This window comes from Micromonospora salmantinae, from assembly GCF_022230905.1.
Lineage (GTDB): Bacteria > Actinomycetota > Actinomycetes > Mycobacteriales > Micromonosporaceae > Micromonospora > Micromonospora salmantinae.
The window spans coordinates 1-25,105 of sequence record NZ_JAKKFG010000030.1 but is presented as its reverse complement, the minus strand read 5'-3'; the positions used below and the strand labels follow the sequence as shown (position 1 = coordinate 25,105).

The window sequence follows — 25,105 nt, the reverse complement described above, 5'->3', positions numbered from 1 at the left end:
AATCAGGCGGCCGGCACGGCGGACGCGCGCAGTGCCTCGGCCAGCCACTCGTAGGGGAACCGCTCCGGCGGCGCGTCGTTCACTGTGCCGATCAACTCCAGGTACCTGTCGAACGGCCCCTCCTGCTCCGGCGGCGTGCGGTCCCACTCCGCGCCCTTGCGCATCTGGTCGGCGGCCTGGATCCGGAACTCGGGCGTGTCCGGGATCCCGGGGCTGTCCGGCGTCGCGAAGATGCCGGTCAGCCACCCGATCCACTGGTCGGCGATCTCCCGGCCCCTGGGCGAGTCCGGCGACACCCGCTCACGCGCCGCGTCCATCACCGGCTGGCCGATCGCCGCGCCCTCCTCCAGGGCGTCCAGCATCGGCGACGAGGTCATCAGCGGCCCGGCCCCGGTGGTGCACGCCTCGTGCAACTCGCGGCGTACGGTCTGCCGGACCTCGGTGTCCCGGACCAGTTCGGCCAGCTCGATCCACGCCTCCAGCTGGGCAGCGGTGGGATGGTCGGGCAGCTCCGGTCGGGCCGCCCGCCACCACTCGACCATCCGCTCCGGCGGCTCCCAGCCGGCGGAGACCTCGGTCCAGAACTCGTCGATCAGCCGGTCGCGTTCCTCGTCCGACATGCCGACCAGTTTGTGCATCAGCGTGACCTGCTCGGCAGTGGAGTCCTGCCGCAGGATGGCCGACAGCACCGCGCGCCGGCTGCGCAGCCGTGCCTCCTGCCGTGCCAGCAGGGCCAGGTGGGTGGCGGCCAGCTCTCGTAGCGGCGCCTCGCCGGCCAGCACCCGCCGGATCTCGTCCAGGCCGGCGTCGAGTTCCCGCAGCGTCCGGACCAGTTCCAGCCGGGCGATGGCCGACACGTCGTACCGGCGGTGGCCGGCCGGCGTGCTGGCGGCCGGCATGACGACACCGGCGTCCGCGTAGTACCGGACCGCGCTGACGCTCAGGCCGGTCCGCCGGGCGACATCTCCGATGGTGTACAGCTCGTTTCCGTCCACGACGCCCACTATGCGATCTCAAGCGGCTTGAGATGCAAGCCCCTCATCGAGTTTTCGCTGCGGCGGATCAGGGGACGATCACCACGCCGCCGCGCACGCCGCCTTGGGCCAGCCGCTCGTGGGCGGTCGCCGCGTCGGCGAAGGGGTACACGTCAGCGACCCGGAGCGGGATGTCGCCGCTGGTGACGAGTTTGACCAGTTCGCCCAGCCGGGTTCCGTCCGGTGGCACCTCCAGCGCGACGGTCCGGATTCCGCGCACCGGCTCCGGGCGAAGCGGTGGTGACGCGGCCAGGTAGCCGCCGCCGTCCCGAATGAGGTCCAGCAACGAGGAGCCGATCACCGCCAGGTCGATGACCGCGTCGAATGTCCCCGTCGGATCGTCGGCGCGCGACAGGAACGCGGCACCCAGCGACTCGACGAACTCGCGGTCGTCGGCTCCGGCGAGTCCCGTGGCGTGCAGACCGGCCGTCCGGGCCAGCGCCAGAACGAACCCACCGACCTGCCCGGCGGCGCCGGTGACGAGCACTGTCGAACCCGCGGGGAGCGCGAGCAGGTCGAGTGCCTGGGCGGCGGCGAGGCCATTGGTCGGCAGGGTCGCCGCCTCGGTGGCGGGGACACCGGCGGGCGCGGAGGTCAGCCAGGCGGCGTCGAGGACCACGTACTCCGCGTGGGCGCCGACAGTGGTTTGCAGCCACGGTGAGAAGCCGATGACCTCGTCGCCGGTCGTGAACTCGTCGACCGACGGGCCGATCGCGTCGACGCTGCCGGCGACGTCCCAACCCGGCGTGTACGGCAGGCCGGTCGGCAACGGGGCCGGGAACCGACCGGAGCGGACCATCAGATCGACCGGGTGTACTACCGACGCGGCGACCCGCACCCGCACCTGCCCCGGCCCAGGCTCGGGCACCGGCACCTCGGCCACCTGCAGGACCTCCGGCCCTCCGAACTCCGCATAGCTGATTGCGCGCATCGCCGTCTCCTTCGTGGGATTTCGTGATCACCACGACCGTACGAATCATCGGCACTATGAGAAAGTAGGTACCTTAAAGTGCCTAGAGCACCAACGGAGGTAAGAATGGCGACGTCGACCGCAGCGCAACGCCGCGAACAGGCCAAACGTGACTACGACGCGTTCCTGGAGCAGTGCCCGACCCGTGAGCTGTTGAGCAGGCTCACCGACAAGTGGGTCGCCCTGGTGATCCCGGCGCTCGTCAACGGCCCGCAGCGGCACGGTGAGCTCGCCCAGCGCATCGCCGGCGTCAGCCAGAAGATGCTCACCCAGACCCTGCGCACCCTGGAGCGCGACGGCCTGGTCACCCGCACGGTCACTGCCTCGGTGCCGGTCCGCGTCGACTACGAGCTCACCCCGCTCGGCCATGAACTGTTCCCGGTCATGATCGCGATCAAGAACTGGGCGGAGACGCACATGGACCGCGTCTTCGAAGCCCGGACCCAGTACGACGCACGCCCCTGAGAACTGAGGAGGCGTCTCGCCCGGGGTTGAGCCCGCCGAGGGCTCGCGAGATTGTCGCTGGTGGAGGCTAGGGTCCGCGTCGTGGACGACACCTCGACGGCCCGGCAGGCCGCCCACGCCTACGTTGATCTTCTGGAGCGCCGCGACTGGTCCGGGTTGGCAGTCCTGCTCACCGATGACGTGGTCTACGAGATGCCGCAGACTCGGGAGCGCATTCGCGGCAAGGACGCGTTCCTGCGGTTCAACACCGAGTATCCCGGCGACTGGCACCTCCGGCCGCGACGGGTGATCGCCGATGGCCGGGTCGCCGCCCTGTTGCTCGACGTTCGCGTCGGTGACGAGCGGCAGGACGCGTGCGTCTGGCTGGAGATGTCCGAGCATGGGCTGATCAGCAAGATCATCGACTACTGGCCGGAACCGTACGATCCGCCACAGGGCCGGGAACACCTCGTGGAACGTTGGTGATCGTCAGCCTGCCGCAGCGGGCCAGGCGCCGCGGGCGTGGCGGGTTCACCCCAGATGGGTACGGAGGAAGTCGAGTTTCAGGGCGTCTCTACTCAGCGCTCCCCGCGGAGCCGGCGGGGCGCGGCAGCACCAACGCTTGAGCGGCGATGACGCGTTCGCCGTCGAAGGTCAGCGCCGGCGACCCGTGCAGCCGATAGCCCTGATCGAGAAGCGTGCTGACGCGGGCGCAGAACTCAGCATCATCGGGCCCGGTGATGAGGCGGTAGCCGAGGGGCTTCGTGAAATCCGACACCGCCGAATTGTCCCTGCTCGGATGCCAGAGCGTGGTCCCGGCTGACATCCCGTCTTGTTGCGCGCGGGGCTGTGCGTTCAGGAACGACCGATGGCGCGGTCCAGGAAATCGTGGATCATCGGCGCAGCGATGTCGAGCTCGGTGTGCCGAACCCACTTATCGAATGCTGCCTACAGCAGGTGGGTCCGGAGGAAGTCGAGTTCCAGGGGAAGCAGCCGCTCGGCGGTGCCGTTCGCGGCCAGGTGGGTGGCCCCGGTCAACGGCAGCACGGCGTGCGGTCGGCCGGTGCTCAGCAGGGCAGCCGAGAGCCGGAGCGTGTGCGCGGCCACCACGTTGTCGTCGGCCATGCCGTGCACCAGCAGCAACGGCCGGGCCTGGTCCGGGCTGGTGACCGGCTCGGCGGCCAACTCGACGAGCGAGTGGTGCGCGTAGATGTCCAGGCCGTCTTCCGGCAACCCCAGATAACGCTCGGTGTACGCGGTGTCGTACAGCGCCCAGTCGGTCACCGGGGCACCCGCGATCCCGCACCGGAACAGCTCCGGGTGTCGCAGCACCGCCAACCCGGCCAACCACCCGCCGAACGACCAACCGCGCACCCCTACCCGGCCCAGGTCCAGGTCCGGGTGCTTGCCGGCGAGCGCGGTGAGCGCGTCGATCTGGTCGGTCAGGATCACGTCGGCGACCCGCCGGTGGATCGCCTTCTCGAACGACGGCGCCACGCCCGGCGTACCCCGGTTGTCGATGGTGACCACCGCGAACCCGGCGTCGGCCCACCACTGCCGCTCCAACCACGCGGCCCGCGCCGCCACGACCTCCTGGTGCCCCGGGCCGCCGTAGATGTCCAGCAGCACCGGCAGCCGCCGGCCCGTCACGTGGTTGTCGGGATAGAGCACCGCCGCCGGCAACCGCCGATCGGTCACCCGTTCCAGCAGTGGTAGTGGAGCGTACGGCGGGACGGCGGCGAACGAGCGCACCGCGGCGATCTCCTGATCGCCGCGGCGCACCGTCCAGCGCACCCCGGCGTGATCCAGCGACGCGACGCCGACGGCCAGCACGTCCCCGCCCACCGCGGCGGTGTACCAGCCGGAGTCGGTGGTGAGCCGGCGCGCGTCCACCCCACCGCCGATGGTGGTGCGGACCCGGAACAGGTGCCGTTCGCTCGGCTCGCCGTCGCTCGCCTCCACCAGCAGGTCCGCCGGGCCGGTGGCGGCCGGAAGCCGACCCACCACCCGTCGTACGTACAGCGACGGCGGGGTGAGCAGGGTGCCGTCCGCGAACAGGCACCGGGCGTCGTACCCGTCGTGGGCCAGTTCCCCACCGACCAGCACCCGGCCGTCCGGCAGGTGCGCGGGCGTGCCGGCGATCGGCTCGACCCAGCGCGGATCGGCCAGCTCGGCGTGCACCTGCGTCTCACCAGTGCGCGGGTCCACCGCCAGCACCAGCCCGTGCTGCTGCGAGCGGCGCAGCACTGTGATCAACGGACTGCCCTCACCCCAGCTGACTCCGGTCAGGTACGGGTAGGTCTCCCGGTCCCAGTGCACGTCGACCCAGCCGTCGTTTAGGTCCAGCAGGTGCAGGCTGACCTCCGCGTTCGGGCCACCGGCCCGGGGGTACGCGACAGCGGTCGGCGGGCTCGCCGGCTCGGCCGGGTCGTGCAGGTGCCACCGCTCCAGGCGGGACTCGTCGACCCGGGCGGCGAGCACCGAACGGCTGTCGGGCGCCCACCAGTACCCCCGGAACCGGCCGAACTCCTCTGCCGCGATGTGCTCGGCCAACCCCCAGCTCACCCCGGCGTCCTCGCCGGCCAGCAGGGTGTCGGTGCCGTCGGGGTCGATCACCCGCAGCTCACCCCGGCGCACACCCTCGGCGGCGTCCGTCACGTACGCCAGCCGCTGCCCGCTCGGGTCCGGGCGAGGGGCCAGCACCGGGCCGACGGCCGCCACCTCCACCACGTCGCCGTGCACCAGATCGGCCCGGAACAACCGCCCGGCCAGCGCGAACACCGCAACCCGGCCGGCCGCGTCCAACGCGTACGAGCCGATGCCGGCGGCGCTGAGCCGCAGCCGCTCGCGTAGCGCGCGTTCGCCGGGGGAGAGGGAGCGGACGTCCCCGCCCTCGCCCAGCAGGGTCGCCGGGTCGGCGACCAGCCGCTCCTCGCCGGTGGCCACGTCCAGCAGCCAGAGCGCGTCCGCCGGATCCTCGGGGCCGGCGGAGCGCAGGAAGATCACCCGGGAGCCGTCCTCAGCCACCGAGACAGCGCGTGGCGCGCCGTGGCTGAACCGGCGGGTGCGGGCGGCCAGCTCCGGAAAGTCCACAGCCCAAATCGTAGAGCGGGAGTGGGGGTGATGTGGCCGACCTGGGCGGACGCGTCAGCGTCGGCCGGGGGAGAACCGCCGGTTAGAGTGACCGTCGTGACGATGCTGCCCGACCGCCGCCTGCTGCTGGTCCACGCGCACCCCGACGACGAGTCGATCGGCACCGGCTCGACGATGGCCCACTACGCCGCCGACGGCGCGCACGTCACGCTGGTGACCTGCACGCTCGGCGAGGAGGGCGAGATCCACGTGCCCGCGCTGGCGCAGCTCGCCGCCGCCGAGGCCGACCAGCTCGGCGGATACCGCGTGGCCGAGCTGGCCGCCGCGTGCGCCGCGCTCGGCGTCAGCGACCACCGCTTCCTCGGCGGCGCCGGCCGCTACCGTGACTCGGGGATGATGGGGCTCGCGACAAACGAGCACCCCCGGGCCTTCTGGCAGGCCGACCTCGACGAGGCCGCCGGGCACCTCGTGGAGATCATGCGGGAGGTACGCCCGCAGGTGCTCGTCACGTACGACCCGAACGGCTTCTACGGCCACCCCGACCACATCCAGGCGCACCGGGTGGCCATGCGCGCCGTCGAGTTGGCCACCGCCGAGGGCTGCGCCCCGCTCAAGGTCTACTGGACGGCCCTGCCGCTCAGCGTCCTGGAGGCCGGCATGACGCATTTCGCCGAGTCCTCCGACAACCCGTTCGGCGGCATCGAGAACATCGCCGACCTGCCGTTCGGCACCCCGGACGCCCAGATCGCCGCCCGGATCGACGGCACCGACCAGCACACGGCCAAGGAGGCCGCGATGCGGGCGCACGCCACCCAGATCCCGGCCAACTCGTGGCTCTACTCGATCGCCGGCAACTTCGGTGGCGAGTTCATGGGCGTGGAGTTCTTCACCCTCGCGGTCGGTGAGAAGGGCCCGGGCGCCGGGCCGTACGGCTGGGAGGACGACCTCTTCGCCGGCCTGCCCGCGGAGACCGCCCCGGACCGGTCCCCGGTCACGGCGGCGGGTCTGCGGTGACAGTGCCGGCCGCACCGATGACGGTCGAGGAGGACCAGGAAGCCCCGCTCCCGGCGGGGCCACCGCCGCGACTGCTGGACCTGGGCGTCCGGCTGGTCGGTGGGATCGTCGTGGTCCTCGCCGGTGTGCTGACCGGCGTACTGGAGCTGCTGCTCGCCACGCTCCGCGTCGGCGGGCACCTGGTCGGCGTGTCGGTGCTCCTCGCCATCGGCGCCAACATCCTGCTGAGCTGGTTCGCGTACGAGGCGGTGGGCCGTCGCTGGGCGGTGGCGCTGCCGGCGGTGCCGTGGTTCGCGCTGATGGCGGTCGCCGCCATCCGGACCAACGAGGGTGACCTGTTGCTGGCCGGCGACAACTGGGTCGGGCTGGCCATGATCGTGGCCGGCGCGATGACCTTCGCGGTGATGGGCTTCCGGCAGATCCTCGCGCCGCAGCCGACCACGCTGGGCGGCTGACGCCGCGCTGGTTCTGGTTGCTGCCGGGTGATGACGGCTCCCAGGTAAGGGTGGTAGATATTCCTGCCAGGGATGCGAGCCCCGCGACGGGGCGTACGGCAGGAGGGTCCGGCAATGGACAAGCGGTGGCGTGACCTCGGGGTGCTCGTAGCAGCGCTGTTCGCGGTCAACGTGGTCGCCCGACTGATCACCCGGTTCGGCTTCGACGGTGACGACACCGCCGCCGACCGGGTGTCGCTGGCGATGTTCACGGTGATCGGCCTGATCCTCGCCGTGGTCGCCTTCCGCTGGGGCCGACGCCGGCCGCTGGCGGGCTGGGCCGCCGACATGGCTCTCGTGGTGCCGGTGGCGATGCTGCTGACCGTGCTGGTCGGGCCCCTGCTGGTCGGTCACAACCCGTTCGCCGGCGGCGCTGGGACGTTCTTCGCCCAGATCTGGCTCTACCTGCTCGCCACCGGCGCCGGGTTGCTGATCGGCTACCTGGTGCTCACCGCGCTCGGCCGTGACTACCGCTCTCAGCAGCTCAAGCGGTACGCGGAGGTCAAGGCCGCGAAGCCCCGCCGCGTCGTCCGCCGCTGACACCCGGCCGTCCCGACGTTGTGGCCGCCCGGCCGCCGCCGCGCCCGGCGGCGGCCGAGGTCAGTTCGGGGCGACCCGGGTCAGGTAGGTGTGGTGGGTGACGAGGCCGAGCCGCTGGTAGAGCGCGACCGCCGCCGTGTTGCGCTGCTCGACCTGGAGGAACGCGTGCGTCGCGCCACCCGACACGCCCCAACTGGCCAGCTCGTGGATCACGCGGCGGGCCAACCCCTGACGGCGGGCCGCCGGTACCACCTCGATCAGGCTGAGGCCCAACCAGCGCCCCTGGCCGGTCACCGTGCCGCGGCCGACGGCCACCAGGGCGTTGTCGGCGTACACGTGGGCGAAGCGGACCTGGTCCACGGCGGTGAGGACGTGCCGGGCGGCGTCCGGCAGACCTCCCTTGCGGCCGGCGGCGATGGCCAACCACTCGTCGCTGGGCGCGGTGGCCAGCTCGACGACCGCACTGGCCCACCTGTCGGCCCGGCCGCTGTCGGGTGTCGACGCCGGCAGGGGCAGTGGCGCGGTCTGCACCAGCGTCGGCGGGCGGGTGCCCCAGCCGCGGGCGTCAAGTTCGGCGCCGACCGGAGCGGCGAGGGGCAGCGGCGTGTTGATCAACGCGGGTTGCCCCAGCTCGGCGTACCAGCGCTCCACCGCGTCGACAGCGGCGGCCAGTGGCCGGTCCGGGTCGCCGATCGGCAGCGCCGAGTTGGCGCGCCCGGTCCAGCCCTCGGCCGACCGGAGCAGCCAGTCACCGAGTCTGCCCCGGGTCGGTGCCGGCCAGGCCTCGTCGGCGGCGCGTTCCAGCGCCACGACCGCCGCGGCGGTCGGCCGACGGGTCGGCGGAACGCGCTTGGCGCGGTGCACCTGCGCCACCGGCACCCGAAGCGGCCCCTGAGCGGTGGCCAGCGTGAGATGAGTCTCGCTCAGCTCGACCAGCTCGCCGAGGGCATCGGAAAATTGTGGGCGGCCTTCGCGAATCCCCACAATCCGGCGGACCACGATTCGGTGTCCCACATCCTGCTGTCGGAGCACGATCGACCCCCTCCCCGGCGAGATACTAGGCTCTTACCGTCGCGGGAGATCGCGGCGAGTCTTGCGGAGGAGAAGACCGGTGACCTACATCATCGCCGAGCCGTGCGTAGATGTGCTCGACAAGGCATGCATCGAGGAGTGCCCGGTCGACTGCATTTACGAGGGCAATCGGATGCTCTACATCCACCCCGACGAGTGCGTCGACTGTGGTGCCTGTGAGCCCGTCTGCCCCGTGGAGGCGATCTTCTACGAGGACGACGTCCCGGAGCAGTGGAAGGACTACACCGGCGCGAACTACGAGTTCTTCGAGGACCTGGGCTCGCCCGGTGGCGCCTCGAAGGTCGGCAAGGTGGAGAAGGACGCCACCTTCGTCGCCGCGCAGCCGCCGCGCGGCGAGGGCCACTGAACCGGCCCGCGCCGGTCTCGTCGCGGCTGCCCGAGTTCACCTGGGACACCCTGGACGCCGCGGCCACGCTGGCCGCGGCGCATCCGGAGGGCCTGATCAACCTCTCCATGGGTACGCCGGTCGACCCGGTGCCCGAGGTGATCCGGCGGGCGTTGGCTGACGCGTCCGATGCTCCCGGTTACCCGCTGACCGCCGGCACCCCGGCGCTGCGGGCCGCGATCACGGCGTGGGTGTCCCGAGCCTGCGGCGCCGGCGTCGACGGTCTCGGTGTGCTGCCGACCATCGGCTCGAAGGAGCTGGTGGCCTGGCTGCCCACGCTGCTCGGCATCGGCCCGGGTGACGTGGTGGTGGTGCCGTCGATCGCGTACCCCACCTACGAGGATGGCGCCCGGCTGGCCGGTGCCACAGTCGTTCGTACCGACTCGCTCACCTCGCTCGGGCCGACCCCGCGGGTCCGGTTGGTCTGGGTCAACTCGCCCGGCAACCCGACCGGCCGGGTGTTGCCCGCGGCGCACCTGCGCAAGGTGGTCGACTGGGCCCGCGAACGTGGCGCGGTGGTCGCGAGCGACGAGTGCTACCTGCCTCTGGGCTGGTCGGCCGACCCGGTGTCGGTGTTGTCTCCGCAGGTCAGCGGGGGCAGCTATGCCGGGGTGCTGGCCGTGCACTCGCTCTCCAAGCGGTCCAACCTCGCCGGCTACCGGGCCGGCTTCGTCGCCGGCGACCCGGCGCTCGTCGCCGAGCTGCTCAAGGTCCGCAAGCACGCCGGCATGATCGTGCCCGGGCCGGTGCAGGCGGCCATGGTGGCCGCGCTGGAGGACGAGCGACACGCCGAGGAGCAGCGTGAGCGTTACCGCGCCCGGCGGGAGGTGCTCGCTGCGGCGTTCACCGGTGCCGGGTTCACCGTCGAGCACTCCGAGGCGGGCCTGTACCTCTGGCTGACCAGGGGCGAGGACTGCTGGCAGACGGTCGACTGGCTGGCCCGACGCGGCATCCTGGTCGCGGCCGGCGTCTTCTACGGCCCGACGGCCGGGCAGCATGTCCGGGTCGCGCTGACCGAGTCCGACGAGCACATCGCCGGCGTCGCGGCGCGCCTCACCTGATCGCGGCTCCGGGACGGTCGAGCGTGGTGGACAGGCCAGGTGCGCGGATGCGGGCGGCGGTCGTCGGCACCGGCCTGATCGGTGGCTCGGTGCTGCTCCGGATGGTCGCCGCCGGCATCGACGTCATCGGGTGGGACCCGGACGAGGCCACCCGGCGGGAGACCCGCCGGGTGGGCGTACCCGCGCCGGACCGCCTGGTCGAGGCGGTGACCGACCGGGACGTGGTCTTCCTGTGCGGGCCGTTGCCCACCCTGCCGGCGACGCTGGTCGAGGTGGCGGCGATGACCGGTGAGCGTTGTGTGCTGACCGACGTCGGTAGCACCAAGGAGCAGGTGGCGGCGTTCGCCGCCGCGCAGGGGCTGACGCACCGGTTCGTGCCCGGCCACCCGATGGCGGGCACCGACCGGGCGGGCTTGACGGCCGCGCGACCGGACCTGCTCACCGGCGCGGCCTGGGTGCTCTGTCCGGCTCCCGGCCCGGCCACCACCGCGTTCCGTTGGCTGGCCGAGCTACTGGTGGAGGTCTTCGAAGCCCGGGTGGTGCCGATGTCCGCCGCGGAGCACGACTCGGCCGCCGCGCTCGCCTCACACGTGCCGCACCTGCTCGCCGGCGCGCTGGCCGGCGCCGTGCACCGCGCACCGCTGCGCGACGCGATCCTCGCGCTCGCCGCCGGCAGCTTCTCCGACGGCACCCGGGTCGCCGGAACCCCGGCCGATCGGACCGCCAACATGCTGCTCGGCAACCGGGACCGGGTGCTGCGTGAGCTGGCCGAGGTGACCGCGTTCCTGGACGACCTCACCGCCGCGCTGCGCGCCGACGACGCCGCGGCGCTCACCGCACGCTACGACGAGGCGCGGGCCTCCCGGGTGGCGCTGCGCGACCGGCGGTTCGACGCGTACGACAGGCAGTTCCCGGCCGGTGGTGACCACGCCGCAGAGGTGTCCTGGTTGCGCGAGCTGGGGGTGGCCGGCGGCTACCTGACCGGCCTGCACGCCGACGCGGACACTGTCTCCTACGCGGCAAGGCGCCCCGTCGCTGACTAGGCTGAGGGGCATGGCGGTGGATGGTCCGGTGGTGCAGGTGCGCGGCGAGGCGTACCGGGAGGTGCCGCCCGAGCTGGCCCGGTTCGCGGTCACCGCGACAGCCCGCGACCGGGACCGGGAGGCGACGCTGACCCGGTTGGCCGAGCGGGCCGCAGCGGTCCGGGTGCTGCTGGACGGTTCCGGGCCGGCGGTGGCCCGGCGGGAGACCGGCGACCTGCGGGTGCGTCCGGAGACCCGGCGCTCGGGTGAGCGGGTGGTCGCCTGGCACGGCAGTGTCACCACCACCGTCACTGTCACCGACTTCACCGCGCTGGGTGAGCTGATGCTCCGGCTCGCCGACCAGGACCAGGTCGAGGTGGCCGGTCCGTGGTGGGAGCTTCGTCCGGACAGCCCCGCCCATCGTGCGGCCCGGCACGCCGCGATCAGCGACGCACTGCTGCGGGCCCGGGAGTACGCGGAGGCGCTGGGTGCCCGGGTCACCTCGTTGATCGAGCTGGCCGACGCGGGCCCCGCCGACCGGCCGATGTTCGCCCGTGCGGCCTTTGCCGGGGGTGGTGGCGCGGGCGGTGGTCCGCCGGAGCTCGAGCTGGACCCGCAGCCACAGACTGTGCAGGCGGCGGTGCAGGCGCGGTTCACCATCAGCGACCCGGTTCTGGGCTGATGCCGCCGGCCCGGGTGCTGTCCGCCGACGAGTTGGTGGCGCGGGCGTCGGTGCTCGCCGAGGCCGGCCCGCGACAACTGCTCGGCATCGCCGGCGCACCGGGCGCCGGGAAGTCCACCCTGGCGGAGCGGATCGTCGCCGAGATCGGGTCGGCCGCCCGCCTGGTGCCGATGGACGGCTTCCACCTGGCGCAGTCGCAACTGGTTCGCCTGGGCCTCGCCGACCGCAAGGGCGCCGTGGACACCTTCGACGCCAACGGGTACGTCTCGCTGCTGCGCCGGCTGCACCGGTTGGAGCCGACGTCGGTCTACGCGCCGGAGTTCCGCCGGGAGCTGGAGGAGCCGGTGGCCGGCGCGATCGAGGTGCCGCCGTCGGTCCGGCTGGTGGTGACGGAGGGCAACTACCTGCTGTTGTCGGATTTCCCCTGGCAGGAGATCCGACCGCTGCTGCACGAGGCGTGGTTTCTCGACCTGGACGCCGAGGTGCGGCACCGCCGGCTGACCGCCCGGCACGAGGCGTTCGGTCGGTCCGCGGAGCAGGCGCGGGCGTGGGCGCTGGGTAGCGACGAGTCGAACGCCGCTCTGATCACCCCCACCGCCGACCGGGCCGACCTGGTCGTCCGCCTGTCGGATCCGCCGACGGTCTAGCCGAGTTCGCGGACCGGCCGGGCCGGGTTGCCGACGGCCACCACGTTGGCGGGCAGGTCCCGGGTGACCACCGCGCCCGCGCCGACGACGGTGTCCGCGCCGATCGTCACGCCGGCCAGCACGATCGCGCCACCGCCGAGCCACACGTTGTCGCCAATGGTGATCGGCTTGGCCGCCTCCCACTTGTCCCGTCGCGGGCCGGGCTCGACCGGATGCGTCGGGGTGAGTAGCTGCACGTTCGGCCCGACCTGAACGTCCGCGCCGAGGGTGATCGGGGCGACGTCGAGGAAGACCGCGTTGTAGTTGACGAAGCTGCGCGGGCCGATCCGGATCTGCCAGCCGTAGTCGCAGTAGAACGGTGGGCGGACCCAGGTGTCCTCGCCCAGTTCGCCGAGCAGTTCACGCAGTGCGGCGATCCGGGCCTGCGGATCGGCCGCGGGACTGGTGTTGAAGCGCTCCATCAGCCGGGCGGCCCGGTCCAGATCGGCGATGATATCGGGATCGTCGGCGATGTATGGCTCGCCGGCGAGCATCTTGTCCTTCATGGAGGTCACCGCCCGATCATGCCGGCCCGGTTCGTCGGCTCGTGGCGGGTCCGTCACTTTTCGGTCTTCTTTTTGCATACTCAGTATGCAATTCTGGGTTGTCAATGTGACTCCATCCATCAAGACGCTTGACCAGGAGGATCCGTTGCACCAGGGAAGAAGATTGGCCGCTCTCGGCCTCGTGTTCGCGCTGGCGCTCTCCGCGCCGGCTCCCGTCTCAGCCGCACCCGCCGTGCCCACCCCACCGGTTGGCGCCGGCCCACAGTCCACTGCGGGTGGACCCACCGCCAACCGCTCGACCACCGTCACGCTGATCACCGGTGACCGGGTCACCGTCACCACGTCCGGCGCTTCGGTCCGGCCTGGCGCCGGCCGCGAGGACGTGCAGTTCCTGGTCCAGCGCGAGCGCGGACGCCTCACAGTGACGCCGACGGACGCGGTGCCGTTGCTGCGCTCCGGCCGGGTGGACCGGCGACTCTTCGACGTCACCGGGCTGGTCGAGGCGGGTTACGACGACGCCCACCGCAACACCCTGCCGCTGCTGGTGGAGTACGGCTCGACGGGGACCGCCCGGCGTGCCTCGGCCGCCCTGCCCGGCACGCGGCTGACCCGCGACCTGCCGGTGATTCGCGGTGCCGCCCTGAACAGCGACAAGTCTTCCCTCGGCGGGGTCTGGGAGGCGGTCACCAGCGGTCCCGCCGGGGCTCGGCTCGACGCGGCGGGGGGCGTCGAGCGGATCTGGCTGGACGGCCGTCGACGGGTGACCCTCGACCACAGCGTGCCCCAGATCGGCGCGCCCGCCGCCTGGGCGGCCGGGTTCACCGGCGCGGGAGTGTCCGTCGCGGTGCTGGACACCGGCGTCGACGCGACCCACCCGGATCTGGCCGGCAAGGTGGCCGAGGCGCGCAACTTCACCGAGGTCGCCGACGCTCGGGACATGGTCGGCCACGGCACCCACGTGGCCTCGACCATCGCGGGCAGCGGCGCCGCTGCCGGCGGGAAGTACCGGGGTGTGGCGCCGGACGCGACGCTGCTGGACGGCAAGGTCTGTGAGGACACCGGCTGCTCCGATTCGGCGATCCTCGCCGGCATGCAGTGGGCCGCGGTGGAGAAGAAGGCCGCCGTGGTCAACATGAGCCTCAGCGGCTGGGACACCCCGGAGGCCGACCCGCTGGAGGAGGCGGTGCAGACCCTGACCGCCCAGACCGGCACCCTCTTCGTCCTCGCCGCCGGCAACGACGGCATGGACGGCTCGGTCGGCTCCCCGGCCAGCGCCGACGCCGGGCTCGCCGTGGGCGCGGTGGACCGCGACGACGAACTGGCCGACTTCTCCAGCCGTGGCCCGCGAGTCGGCGACGACGCGCTGAAGCCGGACATCACCGCGCCCGGCGTCGACATCGTCGCCGCGCGGTCAGCCAACGGCGTCATCGGCGATCCGGTGGGGGACCGCTACGTCACGCTCTCCGGCACCTCGATGGCCACCCCGCACGTGGCCGGTTCGGCCGCGCTGCTGGCCCAGCAGCACCCGGGATGGCGGGCCGACCGGCTCAAGGCCACCCTGATGGCAGCCGCCAAGCCACACCCGGACCAGACCGCCTACCAGCAGGGTGCCGGGCGGGTCGACGTCGCACACGCGATCACCCAGCAGCTCACCACCGACCCGGTCAGCGTCTCGTTCGGACGTACGCTCTGGCCGCACGGTGACGACGCCCCGATCACCCGCACGGTGACCTGGCGCAACGACGGTCCGGCGGCGGTCACCGTGGACCTGAGCATCGAGGGCGCCGGCCCCGGCGGTCGGGCGCTACCGGCTGGCCTGTTCCAGTTGGGCGCCAGCCAACTCACAGTGCCGGCGGGCGGCACGGCCGCCACGACCGTCACCACCGACACCCGGCTCGGCGACGCCGACGGGTACTGGACCGGGCGGATCGTGGCCCGGTCCGGTGCGGCGGTCGCTGTCACCCCGCTGGCCGTGCACCGGGAGGTGGAGAGCTACACGCTCACCGTGGAGCACCTGAACCGCGCCGGCGCGCGCACCGCGGACCACTGGACGTCCCTCGTCGGAATGGACACCTACGGCTTCTGGGACCTCGTCAGTTCCGACGGGGTGGCCACCGCGCGGGTGCCCAAGGGGCACTACGGCCTCAGTGGCCTCGTCTTCGAGCCCGGTCCGGAGGATGAGCAGCCCGGGATGTCCCTGTTGATGCAGCCCGAGGTGGCCATCGAGCGGGACACCCGGATCGTCGTGGACGCCCGCCGGGCCAAGCCGGTGCGGACGACCGTTCCGGACCGGACCGCCGTCCCGCAACTGATCGACCTCAGCGGCAACTTCACCGCCGACGACGGCAGTGGGTACGGCGTCGGGCTCTGGGCGGAGACGTTCACCGGCCTGACCAGCGGTCAGCTCGGCAAGCAGGTTTCCGCCGACAAGTTCGTCGCCACCGTCAGCAGTAACTGGACCACGCCGGACTCGGCCAACAGCCCGTACCTGTACTCGCTGGCCGAGGCGATCCCGGGCCGGATGCCCACCGGGTTCGTCCGCGACTACGCCCGACGGGACCTGGCCACCGTCGTGCACAAGTTCCGCGGTGGCTACCCGGGCATGGAGGCCGAGCGGATCGTGCTCCCCGAGCTGGAGTACAACGTCGGCTACTCGGCCGTGATCCTGCCCACCGTCGTGCCCGGCCAGCGGGTCGAGTACTACAACACCATGGGCGTGAAGTGGGAATCCGAGGTCCTCTTCGGAACGGTGGACGAGGAAGGGTGGTTGATCCCGAAGGCAGCGCTCTTCTCCACCCCCACCGCGTACCGGGCCGGACGGACGGTCCACGAGATCTGGAACCAGGCGCCGTACACGCCGTCCTTCCCGACCCCGCGCTGGCCGCACCAAAGCGTCAGCCGAATCGGCGACACCATAGTGGTCGACGTGCCGATGTTCAGTGACGCGGCCGGGCATCCGGGCTTCTCGCTGAGCGACAGTGAGCACACCAAGCTCTGGCGCAACGGCACGCTGGTCGGCGAGAGCGAGTACGCCGGCTACGGGGAGTTCGCAGTGCCACCGGGCGCGGCGGACTACCGGCTCGTCACGTCGTCGAAGCGAAGCTTCACCGACCTGAGCACCGCTGTGGAGTCCAGTTGGACCTTCCGGTCGAGGCACGTCGCCGGTGAGACGCCGGTCCGACTGCCGCTGTCGGCGGTGCGCTTCGCGCCGTCGCTGCGGGTCGACAACAGCGCTCCGGCCGGTCAGGGCTTCGTCGTACCGGTCCGGGTGCAACGGCAGCCCGGCGCGCCGGCCACCCGGGTGGAGAAGCTCGCCGTCGACGTCTCGTACGACGGCGGAAAGACCTGGGGCAGGGCGAAGCTGGTCCGCACCTCCGCCGACGGCTGGTCGGCTCTGTTGCGGCATCCGGCCGGACCCGGCTACGTGTCGCTGCGGGCCACCGCCCGGGACACCGCCGGCAACACGGTGACCCAACGGATCATCCAGGCGTACCGGTTGCGCTGAGGCGTACCCCGTCCGGGTCCGCGGCCGAACGTCGCGGACCCGGCGGGGCCCGTCAGTCGTTGGCGTGCAGAGCGGCGTTCAGCTCGATGCCCCGGCCGGTGCGCGGTCGGGCCTCCAGCCCCCCGGTGACCGAGTTGCGCCAGAACAGCAGGCCGTCGACGCCGGACAGCTCCCGGGCCTTGACCACCCGGCCGTCGGGGAGCGTGATCTTCGACGCGGCGGTGATGTAGCAGCCGGCCTCGACCACACAGTCGTCGCCGAGTGAGATCCCGACGCCGGCGTTCGCGCCGACCAGGCTCCGCTCACCAATGCTGATCTTGTCGGTGCCGCCGCCGGAGAGGGTGCCCATGATGGAGGCCCCGCCGCCGATGTCGGAGCCGTCGCCGACCAGCACGCCCTGCACGATCCGCCCCTCGACCATCGAGGTGCCGACGGTGCCGGCGTTGAAGTTCACGAAGCCCTCGTGCATCACTGTGGTGCCGGCGGCCAGGTGCGCGCCGAGGCGGACCCGGTCGGCGTCGGCGATCCGCACACCGGAGGGCACCACGTAGTCGGTCATCCGGGGGAACTTGTCGACCCCGTACACCGCCAGGTGCCGGCCGGCGGCCCGCTCGATCACCCGCAGCTCGTCCACCCGCTCCGGGGGGCACGGCCCGGCGGACGTCCAGGCCACGTTGGCCAGCTTGCCGAAGATGCCGTCCAGGTTGAGCTGGTTGGGTCGCACCAGGCGGTGCGAGAGCAGGTGCAACCGGAGGTACGCGTCGGACGCGTCCTTGATCGGGTCGTCCAGCGAGCCGATCACGGTCACCACCTGCACGGTACGCAGACCGGGCAGGGACCGGTCACCGAGCGCGGCCGGCGGCAGGTCGAGCACGTCCGCCTTGTCCTCGCCGGCGACCAGCGGCAGCTCGCCCAGGCCCAGCTTGCCGGTCGGGTACCAGGTATCGAGCACCTGCTCGTCTGCGGTGACCGTAGCCAGGCCGATGCCCCAGGCGGAATCTGCGGACGTCACTGTTACACCTCTCGGTCACTGCCGGGCCGACCTCGGCTCGCTCCTCGCGCTGACAGACCTGAAGGTACCGTGCGAACCATGGAGAACCCGCTGACCCCCGAGGTCCTCGCCGATCCGGTGCAGCTGACCCGCGCTCTGGTCGACATAGAGTCCGTGTCCCTCAACGAGAAGGCGATCGCCGACTGTGTCGAAGAGGTGCTGCGGGGCGTACCGCACCTGACCACCCACCGGCACGGCAACACGGTGATGGCGCGTACCGACCTCGGTCGGTCGCAGCGTGTCGTGCTGGCCGGGCACCTCGACACGGTGCCGTTGAACAACAACTTTCCGTCGACCATGCGCGGCGACCTGATGTACGGCTGCGGCACCTCCGACATGAAGTCCGGCACCGCGTACGCGCTGCACCTGGCGGTGACGCTGCCCGAGCCGCGCTACGACGTGACGTACTTCTTCTACGAGGCCGAGGAGATCGAGTCCCGGTACAACGGGCTCAACCTCGTCGCCCAGGCATTCCCGCAGTGGTTGCAGGCGGACTTCGCGGTGCTGCTGGAGCCGACGTACGGCATCGTCGAGGCGGGCTGCCAGGGCACGATGCGCTCGGTGGTCACCACGACCGGCGTACGCGCCCACTCGGCGCGCTCCTGGCACGGGGTCAACGCCATCCACGCCGCCGGCGAGGTGCTGCGACGCCTCCAGACATACGAGGCACGCCGGGTCACCATCGACGGGTGCGACTACCGCGAGGGCATGAACGCGGTACGGATCAACGGTGGGGTGGCCGGCAACGTGGTTCCCGACCTCTGTGAGGTCGAGGTCAACTACCGGTTCGCCCCGGACCGCACCCCGGCCGAGGCGGAGGCGCACCTGCGTGAGGTGTTCGCCGGCTTCGAGGTGACCGTCACCGACACCGCTGCCGGTGCCGCGCCCGGGCTCGACGCGGCCCCCGCGAAGGAGTTCCTGGCGGCGGTCGGCGCCGCGCCGATCGGCAAGCTGGGCTGGACGGACGTGGCCCGGTTCGCGGCGATGGGCATTCCCGCGCTGAACTTCGGCCCGGGCGACCCGAACCTCGCCCACCACCCCGACGAGCACGTCGAGATCAGCAAGATCCGCGATGGTGCGGCAACCCTGCACCGCTGGCTGGCCCCGGCCTGACCCTGGTCGCCCCGTCGCGTCCGGTCGCCCCGGTGATCAAGAGGTTTGCGTCAGCCTGGCCCGTTGTCGGCGACGCAAACCTCTTGATCGGCTCCGGAGGGGGTGGGGGAGGTGGGGATTGGGTTCTGCTGGCGGGTGCGGCGGCGTTCGGCCACCACGTCTCGGATCCGTCGCTGCATCTGGCGACGGATCCGGATCATCTCGCTGTTACTGATCACGCTGTCTCCTCCCCCGAAGGCGCGCGCCGGGGCATACCCGGTATGTGAATAGTAAGACGTACGGGAGCGCCGAATAGTTGCCCATGATCCCGAACAATTTCTCGGCGTCCCCGCCCCGCGCACCCGGCCGGTGCTGCTCCACTACGGTTGCCCCATGAGCCAGAGCAACGGGCGGGAGGCCGGTCGCGGTCCGGGACAGGAGCGGCATCGCGGTGCGGTCACCCTGCGCAGAGGGGCGATCCCGAGCAGCACCGCCGACCAGCGACTGCTGGATTCACGGGGGCGGGATGACTGGAAGACCAAGGACGCCTGGCGCGCGCTGCGCATCCTCGCCGAGTTCGTCGAGGGTTTCGACACCCTCGCCGACGTGCCGTCCGCGGTCAGCGTCTTCGGTTCCGCACGCAGCGCGCCGGACAGCGCCGAGTGCCAGTTGGCCGAGCAGCTGGGCGGTGCGCTGGCCCGAGCCGGCTACGCGGTGATCACCGGAGGTGGGCCCGGCGTGATGGAGGCCGCCAACCGGGGCGCCAGCGAGGCCGGTGGGCTCTCCGTGGGTCTCGGCATCGAGCTTCCGTTCGAGCAGGGCATCAACGACTGGGTCGACCTGGCCATCGACTTCCGCTACTTCTTCGCCCGCAAGACGATGTTCGTCAAGTACGCCCAGGCGTTCGTCGTGCTGCCGGGCGGGTTCGGCACCATGGACGAGTTGTTCGAGGCGCTCACACTGGTGCAGACCGGCAAGGTCACCCGGTTCCCGGTGGTGCTCATGGGCGTCGCCTACTGGCAGGGCCTGCTGGACTGGCTGCGCGGCACGATGGCCGCCACCGGCAAGATCGGGCCGGTCGACCTGGACCTGATCTGCCTCACCGACGACGTCAGCGAGGCGGTCCGGTACATCGTCGAATCGGAGGCCGTGCTCTCCGCCGAGCAGGAGGCCGTTCGCGAGGAGGCTGTCGCGCGCACCGACGCAGACCAGCAGGCCGCAGCCGCTCAGGCTCGGGACCACGACTGATGGCGGCGATCTGCGTCTTCTGCGCCTCCTCCCGTACCCTCGATCAGCGCTGGTTGGATCTGGCCGCCGAGACCGGCGCGGAGCTGGCCCGACGCGGGCACACGCTGGTCAGCGGTGGTGGCTGCGTCGGCATGATGGGCGCGCTGGCGGACGGCGCCCGATCCGCCGGTGGGCGCACCGTCGGCGTGATCCCGCAGTCGCTGGTCGATCTGGAGGTCGCCGACCTGGCCTCGGACGAGCTGCTGGTGACCGACTCGATGGCCAGCCGTAAGACCTTGATGATCGACAAGTCGGATGCCTTCCTCACCCTGCCCGGCGGGCTGGGCACCCTGGACGAGTTGTTCGAGGTCTGGACCACCGCCACCCTCGCCCTGCACGCCAAGCCGATGGTGCTGATCGACACCGACGGGTTCTACCGCCCCCTGCTGGACTGGCTCGACGCGCTGGCCGACCAGACCTTCCTCAAGCCCGCCGGCCGCGATCTCCTGACGGTCACCACCACCGTCACCGAGGCCCTCGATGTCCTGGAATCCCACCTGACCTGACCACCCCGCTCCGGTTGGGCCGCGGTGATCATGGAGTTGGCGACGCCGCCGTCGGCGTGTCGCGCAGCTAACCTCATGATCGGCGGGGGTGGATGGGGTGTGGTGTGGGGTGGGATTTGGGCGGGTGGGTGTCGTATGGGTCTGATGGGATGAGCTGATGCAGGCGTACCGGTTGGTGCGGCGGCCCGGAGGGCCGGCGCGGGGGGACGGGGCGACGCCTGACAGCGCTTCCGGCGCCGGCGGCGGCTGGCGGGCCGATCCGGTGCAGGCCGAGGTGGTCGGGCACACCGACGGGCCGATGCTCGTGCTCGGCGGCCCGGGCACCGGCAAGACCAGCACGCTGGTCGAGGCGGTCGCCGCCCGGGTGGCCGAGGGGGTCGACCCCGAACGGATCCTGGTGCTGACCTTCGGCCGCCGAGGCGCCACCGCGCTGCGACAGCGCATCGAGGCCCGGATCGCGCAGGACGGCCACCGGGTGCTGCGCGAGCCGCTGGTGCGCACCTTCCCGGCGTACGCCTTCGGGCTGCTCCGCCGTGCCGCCGCCGAGCGGGGTGAACCGTCGCCCCGGCTGCTCACCGGCCCCGAGCAGGATCTGATCATCCGTGAGCTGCTGGACGTGGTGGGCGAGGAGCCCGAGGACGACCCGGTCGGCTGGCCCACCGACCTGCGACCCGCCCTGCGCACCCGGGCGTTCGCCGGCCAACTGCGCGACCTGCTCATGCGCGCCGCCGAGCGCGGCGTGGGCCCGATCGACCTGGCGCGGCTGGGTGAGAAGCTCGGCCGCGCCGACTGGCCGGCCGCCGCCCGCTTCCTGCGGGAGTACGTCGCAGTGCTCGCGTTGCGCGACGTCAGCAACCGGGGCTCCATCGCGTACGACCCGGCGGAGCTGGTCCGGGCTGCCAGCGGGCTGCTGCGCGACGACGAGGAGTTGCTGGCCGCCGAGCGTCGTCGGCTCGCGTACGTCTACCTCGACGAGTTGGCCGACACCGACCCCGCCCAACTGGAGTTGCTCTCGGTCATCGCCGGCGGTGGCAAGTCGCTTGTCGCGTTCGCCGACCCGGATTCCTCCACGTACGCCTTCCGGGGCGCCGACCCGGCCGGGGTGGCGACGTTCCCGCACCGGTTCCGGACGGCATCCGGTGCGCCGGCCGCGCAGGTGCTGCTGACCACGTCGTACCGGGCCGGGCCGGGTCTGCTCGCGGCGATCGCCCGGCTGGGTCGCCGGCTTCGGGGTCCGGCCGCGCACCGCCGGCTGCACCCCCTGCCGGACGCGCCGCCCGGCGTGGTCGAGGTGCACACCTTCCGCTCGGCGACCAGCGAGGCGGCCTGGCTGGCCCACGCGCTGCGCTCGGCTCACCTGCTCGACGGCGTGCCGTGGTCACGGATGGCGGTGCTGGTGCGGTCCACCGCGTTGCAGCTGCCCACCCTGCGACGGGCGCTGCACGCTGCCGGCGTACCCACAGTGGTGCACGGTGAGGATCTGCCCCTGCACCTGCAACCGGCGGTCGCGCCGCTGCTGCTCCTGCTGCGCTGCGCGCTGGAGCCGGAACGACTCGACGAGGAGGCGGCCGTCGCGCTGCTGCACTCGCCGCTCGGCGGGGCCGACCCGCTGGCCGAGCGGCGGCTGCGGCAGGGCCTGCGCGCGCTCGCGTTGGCCGGCGGAGACCGACGCCCCTCCGGGGAGCTGATCGTCGAGGCGTTACAGGACCCGGAGGAGTTGGCCGGCATCGAGCGGCGCTGGGCGGAGCCGGCGCAGGCGGTTGCCGGGCTGCTGGCCATCGCCCGCGAGGCCGCGGCCCGGCCGGGTGCGACCGCCGAGGACGTGCTCTGGGCCGTCTGGCACGCCAGTGGTCTCGCCGAGCGGTGGGCCGACGCGATCAACCAGGGGCGCCCGGAGGCCGGCGAGGGCGACCTGGCCCGGCGTCGGCGGGCCGAGGCCGCCGACCGCGACCTGGACGCCGTGCTGGTCCTCTTCGACGCGGCGGCCCGGTTCACCGACCGGCTGCCCGGTGCCCGCACCGAGGTCTTCCTCGACCACGTGCTCGCCCAGGACCTGCCGGCCGACACCATCGCCCCGACCGCCGACCGGGGTGCGGCGGTACGCCTGCTCACCGCGCACGCCGCGAAGGGCCTGGAATGGGATCTGGTCGCGGTGGCCGGCGTGCAGGAGGGCATCTGGCCGGACCTGCGGCTGCGCGGCAGCCTGCTCGGCTCCGAGCGACTGGTCGACGTGCTGGCCGGCCGGTCGGTGGACGGGGCGACCGCGGCGAACGTGGTGGGTCAGACCTCGGCGTTGCTGGACGAGGAGCGTCGGCTCTTCCACGTCGCCATCAGTCGGGCCCGGCACCGGCTGCTGGTCAGCGCCGTGGCGTCGGCCGCCGTCGGCGGCGACGACCACGAGGAGCAACCCAGCCGGTTCCTGCACGAGCTGGGCCCGAGCACGCCGCCGCCGACCCCGCCGAGCACGCCGCCAACCCCACCGACAGCGCCGGGCCCGCCGCCCGGTCCCCGCACCGAGCCGTCCGCCGGCGGCACCGGAGGCGCTGCGGCGAGCGAGAGCGGCGACGAGGAGCCGCACCGCCCCGGGGCACTGCCGGTCACCCGTCCACCCCGGGCGCTCACCCTGCCGGCGTTGGTAGCGGAACTGCGTACCGCCATCACCGACCCGGCCGCCCCGGCGGCCCGGCGGCGCGCCGCGGCGGCCGAGCTGGCCCGGCTCGCCGCCGCCGGGGTGCCCGGCGCGCACCCCGACGACTGGTGGGGGCTGCGGGTGCTCTCCGACGACCGGCCGCTCGTCGACGACGGCGACCCGGTGCGGGTCACCCCGTCGGCCATGGAGAGCGCGCTGCGGTGCAGCCTGCGCTGGCTGCTGGAACGGCACGGCGGCAGCGGCCCGACCAGCACCGCGCAGGGGGTGGGCAACCTGGTGCACGCCGCCGCGATGCTCGCCGAGGACGCCAGCGCCGACCGGGGCGCGCTGCTCGACTACGTGGCCGCCCGGTTCGACGCGATCGAGCTGGCGGCCCGGTGGATGGCCGGGCCGGAGCGGGAACGCGCCGAGGCGATGGTCGACAAGCTGCTGCGCTGGCTCGCCACCAATCCGCGCCGGTTGCTCGCCATCGAGCACGAGTTCGCCGTCCGCCTGGACGACCCGAACCGGCCGGTCGACCTGACCGGTCGGGTCGACCGGCTGGAGGTCGACGAGGCCGGGCGGCTCGTGGTGATCGACCTGAAGACCGGCAAGTCCACTGCTGTCACCGGCACCGACCTTGCCGAGCACCCGCAGCTCGGCGCCTACCAGGCGGCGGTGGAGGCGGGGGCGTTCGCCGAGTTCGGTGACGAGTCCGGGGGCGCGGCGCTGGTGCAGCTCGGGACCTCCGCCAAGGACGCCAGGGAGCAGAACCAGCCGGCCGCCAGCGAGGGCCCGGCGGCCGGTTGGGCGACCGCGCTGGTCCGGCGGACCGCCGATACGATGGCAGCCGCCACGTTCGCCGCGGTGGCCAACTCGAAGTGCCGGGTCTGCCCGGTGCGCACCAGCTGCCCGGTCTCCGGGCAGGGTCGCCAGGTCGTCGAGCCGCCCACCGTCCGACGCACAGGTGAGGGCGAGGAGTGAGCTTGCGAGCCCCGCAGTCACGAACTGAGATGGCACCGTGAGGGCGAGGAGTACGCCGGTGTTGGGAACTGAGACGGCACCGTGAGTCAGCCCACCCTGTTCGGCGCGGGCCCCGCCCCGACGCCCCGACTCGCGGACTCCGGCCCTCGCTACACACCGGTGGAGCTGGCCAAGCTGCTGCGGTTGCCGGCACCCACCCGGGAGCAGGCCGCGATCATCGCCGCCCCGGTGGAGCCGCTGCTCGTGGTCGCGGGGGCAGGGTCGGGCAAGACCGAGACGATGGCCGCCCGGGTGGTCTGGCTGGTGGCCAACTCGTACGTGCGGCCGGAGCAGATCCTCGGGCTGACCTTCACCCGCAAGGCGGCCGGCGAACTGGCCCATCGGATACGGACCCGGCTCGACCAGCTGATCCGCCGACTCGGCCGGCAGGGACGGGATCCGCTGAACGATCCGCTCGCGGGTGAGCCCACCGTCTCCACCTACCACTCGTACGCGGGGCGGATCGTCACCGAGCACGGGCTGCGGGCCGGCTACGAGCCGTCCACCCGGCTGCTCACCGAGGCGTCCCGCTGGCAGTTGGTCGACCTGCTGGTGCGCAACTACGACGGCGACATGTCCGAGGTGGACCGGATGCCGAGCACCATCACCGACGCGGTGCTGGCGCTGGCCGGGGAGCTGGACGAGCATCTGGTCGCGCCGGACGACCTGGCGGCCTGGACCGGTCGGTTCTTCGCCGAGGTGCAGTCCCGGCCGGGTCGGGTGTACGCCGACGTGCGCAAGGCGCTCACCCTCCAGCAGACCCGGTTGCGCCTGTTGCCGCTGGTGCGGGCGTACGCCCGGCGCAAGGAGGACTTCGAGGCGATGGACTTCGCCGACCAGCTCGCCCGGGCGGCCCGGGTGGCCCGGGACCACCCGGGGGTCGGCGTGATAGAGCGGGACCGCTTCCGGGTGGTGCTGCTCGACGAGTACCAGGACACCAGCCACGCCCAGGTGGTGTTGCTCAACGCGCTGTTCGGTGGCGGGCACCC

23 protein-coding genes are annotated in these 25,105 nt (G+C 72.5%); 16 read left to right on the top strand and 7 right to left on the bottom strand.

Annotation, left to right across the window (positions count from 1 at the left end; all coding sequences use genetic code 11):
• Positions 1-2: 2 nt before the first annotated feature.
• Positions 3-995 carry a MerR family transcriptional regulator gene (locus PSH03_RS21915; protein ID WP_238690270.1) on the bottom strand — a complete coding sequence of 331 codons (993 nt, stop codon included), beginning with the start codon at positions 993-995 and terminating at the stop codon, positions 3-5.
• Positions 996-1,062: 67 nt separating this feature from the next.
• On the bottom strand, positions 1,063-1,965 hold the full coding sequence (locus tag PSH03_RS21910; RefSeq protein ID WP_238690269.1) for an NADP-dependent oxidoreductase: 903 nt from the start codon (positions 1,963-1,965) through the stop codon (positions 1,063-1,065).
• 105 nt (positions 1,966-2,070) lie between these two features.
• On the opposite strand from PSH03_RS21910, the gene PSH03_RS21905 reads away from it, so the two are divergent.
• Together PSH03_RS21905 and PSH03_RS21900 are read left to right on the top strand one after the other, a co-directional pair.
• Positions 2,071-2,469, top strand: coding sequence for a winged helix-turn-helix transcriptional regulator (locus PSH03_RS21905; RefSeq protein ID WP_112730873.1), 399 nt, complete (start codon positions 2,071-2,073; stop codon positions 2,467-2,469).
• Positions 2,470-2,550: 81 nt separating this feature from the next.
• Complete coding sequence (locus PSH03_RS21900) at positions 2,551-2,934, top strand: nuclear transport factor 2 family protein (RefSeq protein WP_238690268.1); 384 nt, start codon at positions 2,551-2,553, stop codon at positions 2,932-2,934.
• An 88-nt stretch (positions 2,935-3,022) separates the two neighbouring features.
• Here the strand turns inward: PSH03_RS21900 and PSH03_RS21895 are convergent, their stop codons facing one another.
• Together PSH03_RS21895 and PSH03_RS21890 are read right to left on the bottom strand one after the other, a co-directional pair.
• Positions 3,023-3,226, bottom strand: a complete 204-nt coding sequence (locus PSH03_RS21895) for a DUF1737 domain-containing protein (RefSeq protein ID WP_238690267.1) — start codon at positions 3,224-3,226, stop codon at positions 3,023-3,025.
• 170 nt (positions 3,227-3,396) lie between these two features.
• Positions 3,397-5,541 carry a prolyl oligopeptidase family serine peptidase gene (locus PSH03_RS21890; protein ID WP_238690266.1) on the bottom strand — a complete coding sequence of 715 codons (2,145 nt, stop codon included), beginning with the start codon at positions 5,539-5,541 and terminating at the stop codon, positions 3,397-3,399.
• Positions 5,542-5,628: 87 nt separating this feature from the next.
• Between PSH03_RS21890 and mshB the strand changes: the two genes are divergently transcribed.
• The 3 genes from mshB (at position 5,629) to PSH03_RS21875 (ending at position 7,589) form a co-directional block, all read left to right on the top strand.
• Complete coding sequence (gene mshB, locus PSH03_RS21885) at positions 5,629-6,555, top strand: N-acetyl-1-D-myo-inositol-2-amino-2-deoxy-alpha-D-glucopyranoside deacetylase (protein ID WP_238690265.1); 927 nt, start codon at positions 5,629-5,631, stop codon at positions 6,553-6,555.
• 17 nt (positions 6,556-6,572) lie between these two features.
• Positions 6,573-7,010 (top strand): hypothetical protein, encoded by a 438-nt coding sequence (locus tag PSH03_RS21880; protein WP_238690264.1) that lies wholly within the window; start codon positions 6,573-6,575, stop codon positions 7,008-7,010.
• A 114-nt stretch (positions 7,011-7,124) separates the two neighbouring features.
• On the top strand, positions 7,125-7,589 hold the full coding sequence (locus PSH03_RS21875; RefSeq protein ID WP_210785873.1) for a hypothetical protein: 465 nt from the start codon (positions 7,125-7,127) through the stop codon (positions 7,587-7,589).
• 60 nt (positions 7,590-7,649) lie between these two features.
• Here PSH03_RS21875 and PSH03_RS21870 read toward each other — a convergent pair whose 3' ends face one another.
• Positions 7,650-8,621: a GNAT family N-acetyltransferase gene (locus PSH03_RS21870; protein WP_238690263.1), complete on the bottom strand. Its 972-nt coding sequence runs from the start codon at positions 8,619-8,621 to the stop codon at positions 7,650-7,652.
• A gap of 79 nt (positions 8,622-8,700) precedes the next feature.
• On the opposite strand from PSH03_RS21870, the gene fdxA reads away from it, so the two are divergent.
• Genes fdxA through PSH03_RS21845 form a run of 5 tightly spaced genes read left to right on the top strand, consistent with a single transcriptional unit; the run spans position 8,701 to position 12,478 of the window.
• The gene (gene fdxA / locus PSH03_RS21865) at positions 8,701-9,027 is read left to right on the top strand and encodes a ferredoxin (protein ID WP_030490464.1); all 327 of its coding nucleotides are present in this window, start codon (positions 8,701-8,703) and stop codon (positions 9,025-9,027) included.
• Positions 9,024-10,127, top strand: coding sequence for a succinyldiaminopimelate transaminase (dapC, locus tag PSH03_RS21860; RefSeq protein WP_305076099.1), 1,104 nt, complete (start codon positions 9,024-9,026; stop codon positions 10,125-10,127). Before fdxA ends, dapC begins: the two co-directional genes overlap by 4 nt.
• Positions 10,128-10,174: 47 nt before the next feature.
• On the top strand, positions 10,175-11,170 hold the full coding sequence (locus PSH03_RS21855) for a prephenate dehydrogenase (protein WP_238690262.1): 996 nt from the start codon (positions 10,175-10,177) through the stop codon (positions 11,168-11,170).
• Positions 11,171-11,180: 10 nt separating this feature from the next.
• Positions 11,181-11,831 (top strand): SIMPL domain-containing protein, encoded by a 651-nt coding sequence (locus PSH03_RS21850; RefSeq protein WP_091406191.1) that lies wholly within the window; start codon positions 11,181-11,183, stop codon positions 11,829-11,831.
• On the top strand, positions 11,831-12,478 hold the full coding sequence (locus tag PSH03_RS21845) for a nucleoside/nucleotide kinase family protein (RefSeq protein WP_210785870.1): 648 nt from the start codon (positions 11,831-11,833) through the stop codon (positions 12,476-12,478). Before PSH03_RS21850 ends, PSH03_RS21845 begins: the two co-directional genes overlap by 1 nt.
• Here PSH03_RS21845 and PSH03_RS21840 read toward each other — a convergent pair.
• Positions 12,475-13,032: a sugar O-acetyltransferase gene (locus PSH03_RS21840; protein WP_238690261.1), complete on the bottom strand. Its 558-nt coding sequence runs from the start codon at positions 13,030-13,032 to the stop codon at positions 12,475-12,477. The two genes, PSH03_RS21845 and PSH03_RS21840, sit on opposite strands and share 4 nt — an antisense overlap.
• A gap of 76 nt (positions 13,033-13,108) precedes the next feature.
• Between PSH03_RS21840 and PSH03_RS21835 the strand changes: the two genes are divergently transcribed.
• Positions 13,109-16,528 (top strand): S8 family serine peptidase, encoded by a 3,420-nt coding sequence (locus PSH03_RS21835; RefSeq protein WP_238690260.1) that lies wholly within the window; start codon positions 13,109-13,111, stop codon positions 16,526-16,528.
• Between the two features lie 52 nt (positions 16,529-16,580).
• Here PSH03_RS21835 and dapD read toward each other — a convergent pair whose 3' ends face one another.
• Positions 16,581-17,540 carry a 2,3,4,5-tetrahydropyridine-2,6-dicarboxylate N-succinyltransferase gene (gene dapD / locus PSH03_RS21830; protein WP_091406183.1) on the bottom strand — a complete coding sequence of 320 codons (960 nt, stop codon included), beginning with the start codon at positions 17,538-17,540 and terminating at the stop codon, positions 16,581-16,583.
• 78 nt (positions 17,541-17,618) lie between these two features.
• On the opposite strand from dapD, the gene dapE reads away from it, so the two are divergent.
• The 5 genes from dapE to PSH03_RS21805 all read left to right on the top strand — a co-directional run.
• The gene (dapE, locus tag PSH03_RS21825; RefSeq protein WP_238690259.1) at positions 17,619-18,692 is read left to right on the top strand and encodes a succinyl-diaminopimelate desuccinylase; all 1,074 of its coding nucleotides are present in this window, start codon (positions 17,619-17,621) and stop codon (positions 18,690-18,692) included.
• Positions 18,693-19,064: 372 nt separating this feature from the next.
• Entirely contained in the window at positions 19,065-19,919 is an 855-nt protein-coding gene (locus tag PSH03_RS21820; protein WP_238690258.1) for an LOG family protein, read from the top strand.
• Positions 19,919-20,464 (top strand): LOG family protein, encoded by a 546-nt coding sequence (locus PSH03_RS21815; protein ID WP_091406178.1) that lies wholly within the window; start codon positions 19,919-19,921, stop codon positions 20,462-20,464. Before PSH03_RS21820 ends, PSH03_RS21815 begins: the two co-directional genes overlap by 1 nt.
• Positions 20,465-20,621: 157 nt before the next feature.
• Positions 20,622-24,077, top strand: coding sequence for an ATP-dependent helicase (locus PSH03_RS21810; protein WP_238690257.1), 3,456 nt, complete (start codon positions 20,622-20,624; stop codon positions 24,075-24,077).
• A gap of 81 nt (positions 24,078-24,158) precedes the next feature.
• Positions 24,159-25,105 (top strand): UvrD-helicase domain-containing protein (locus tag PSH03_RS21805; protein ID WP_238690256.1); only part of this gene is annotated, 947 nt, incomplete at its 3' end.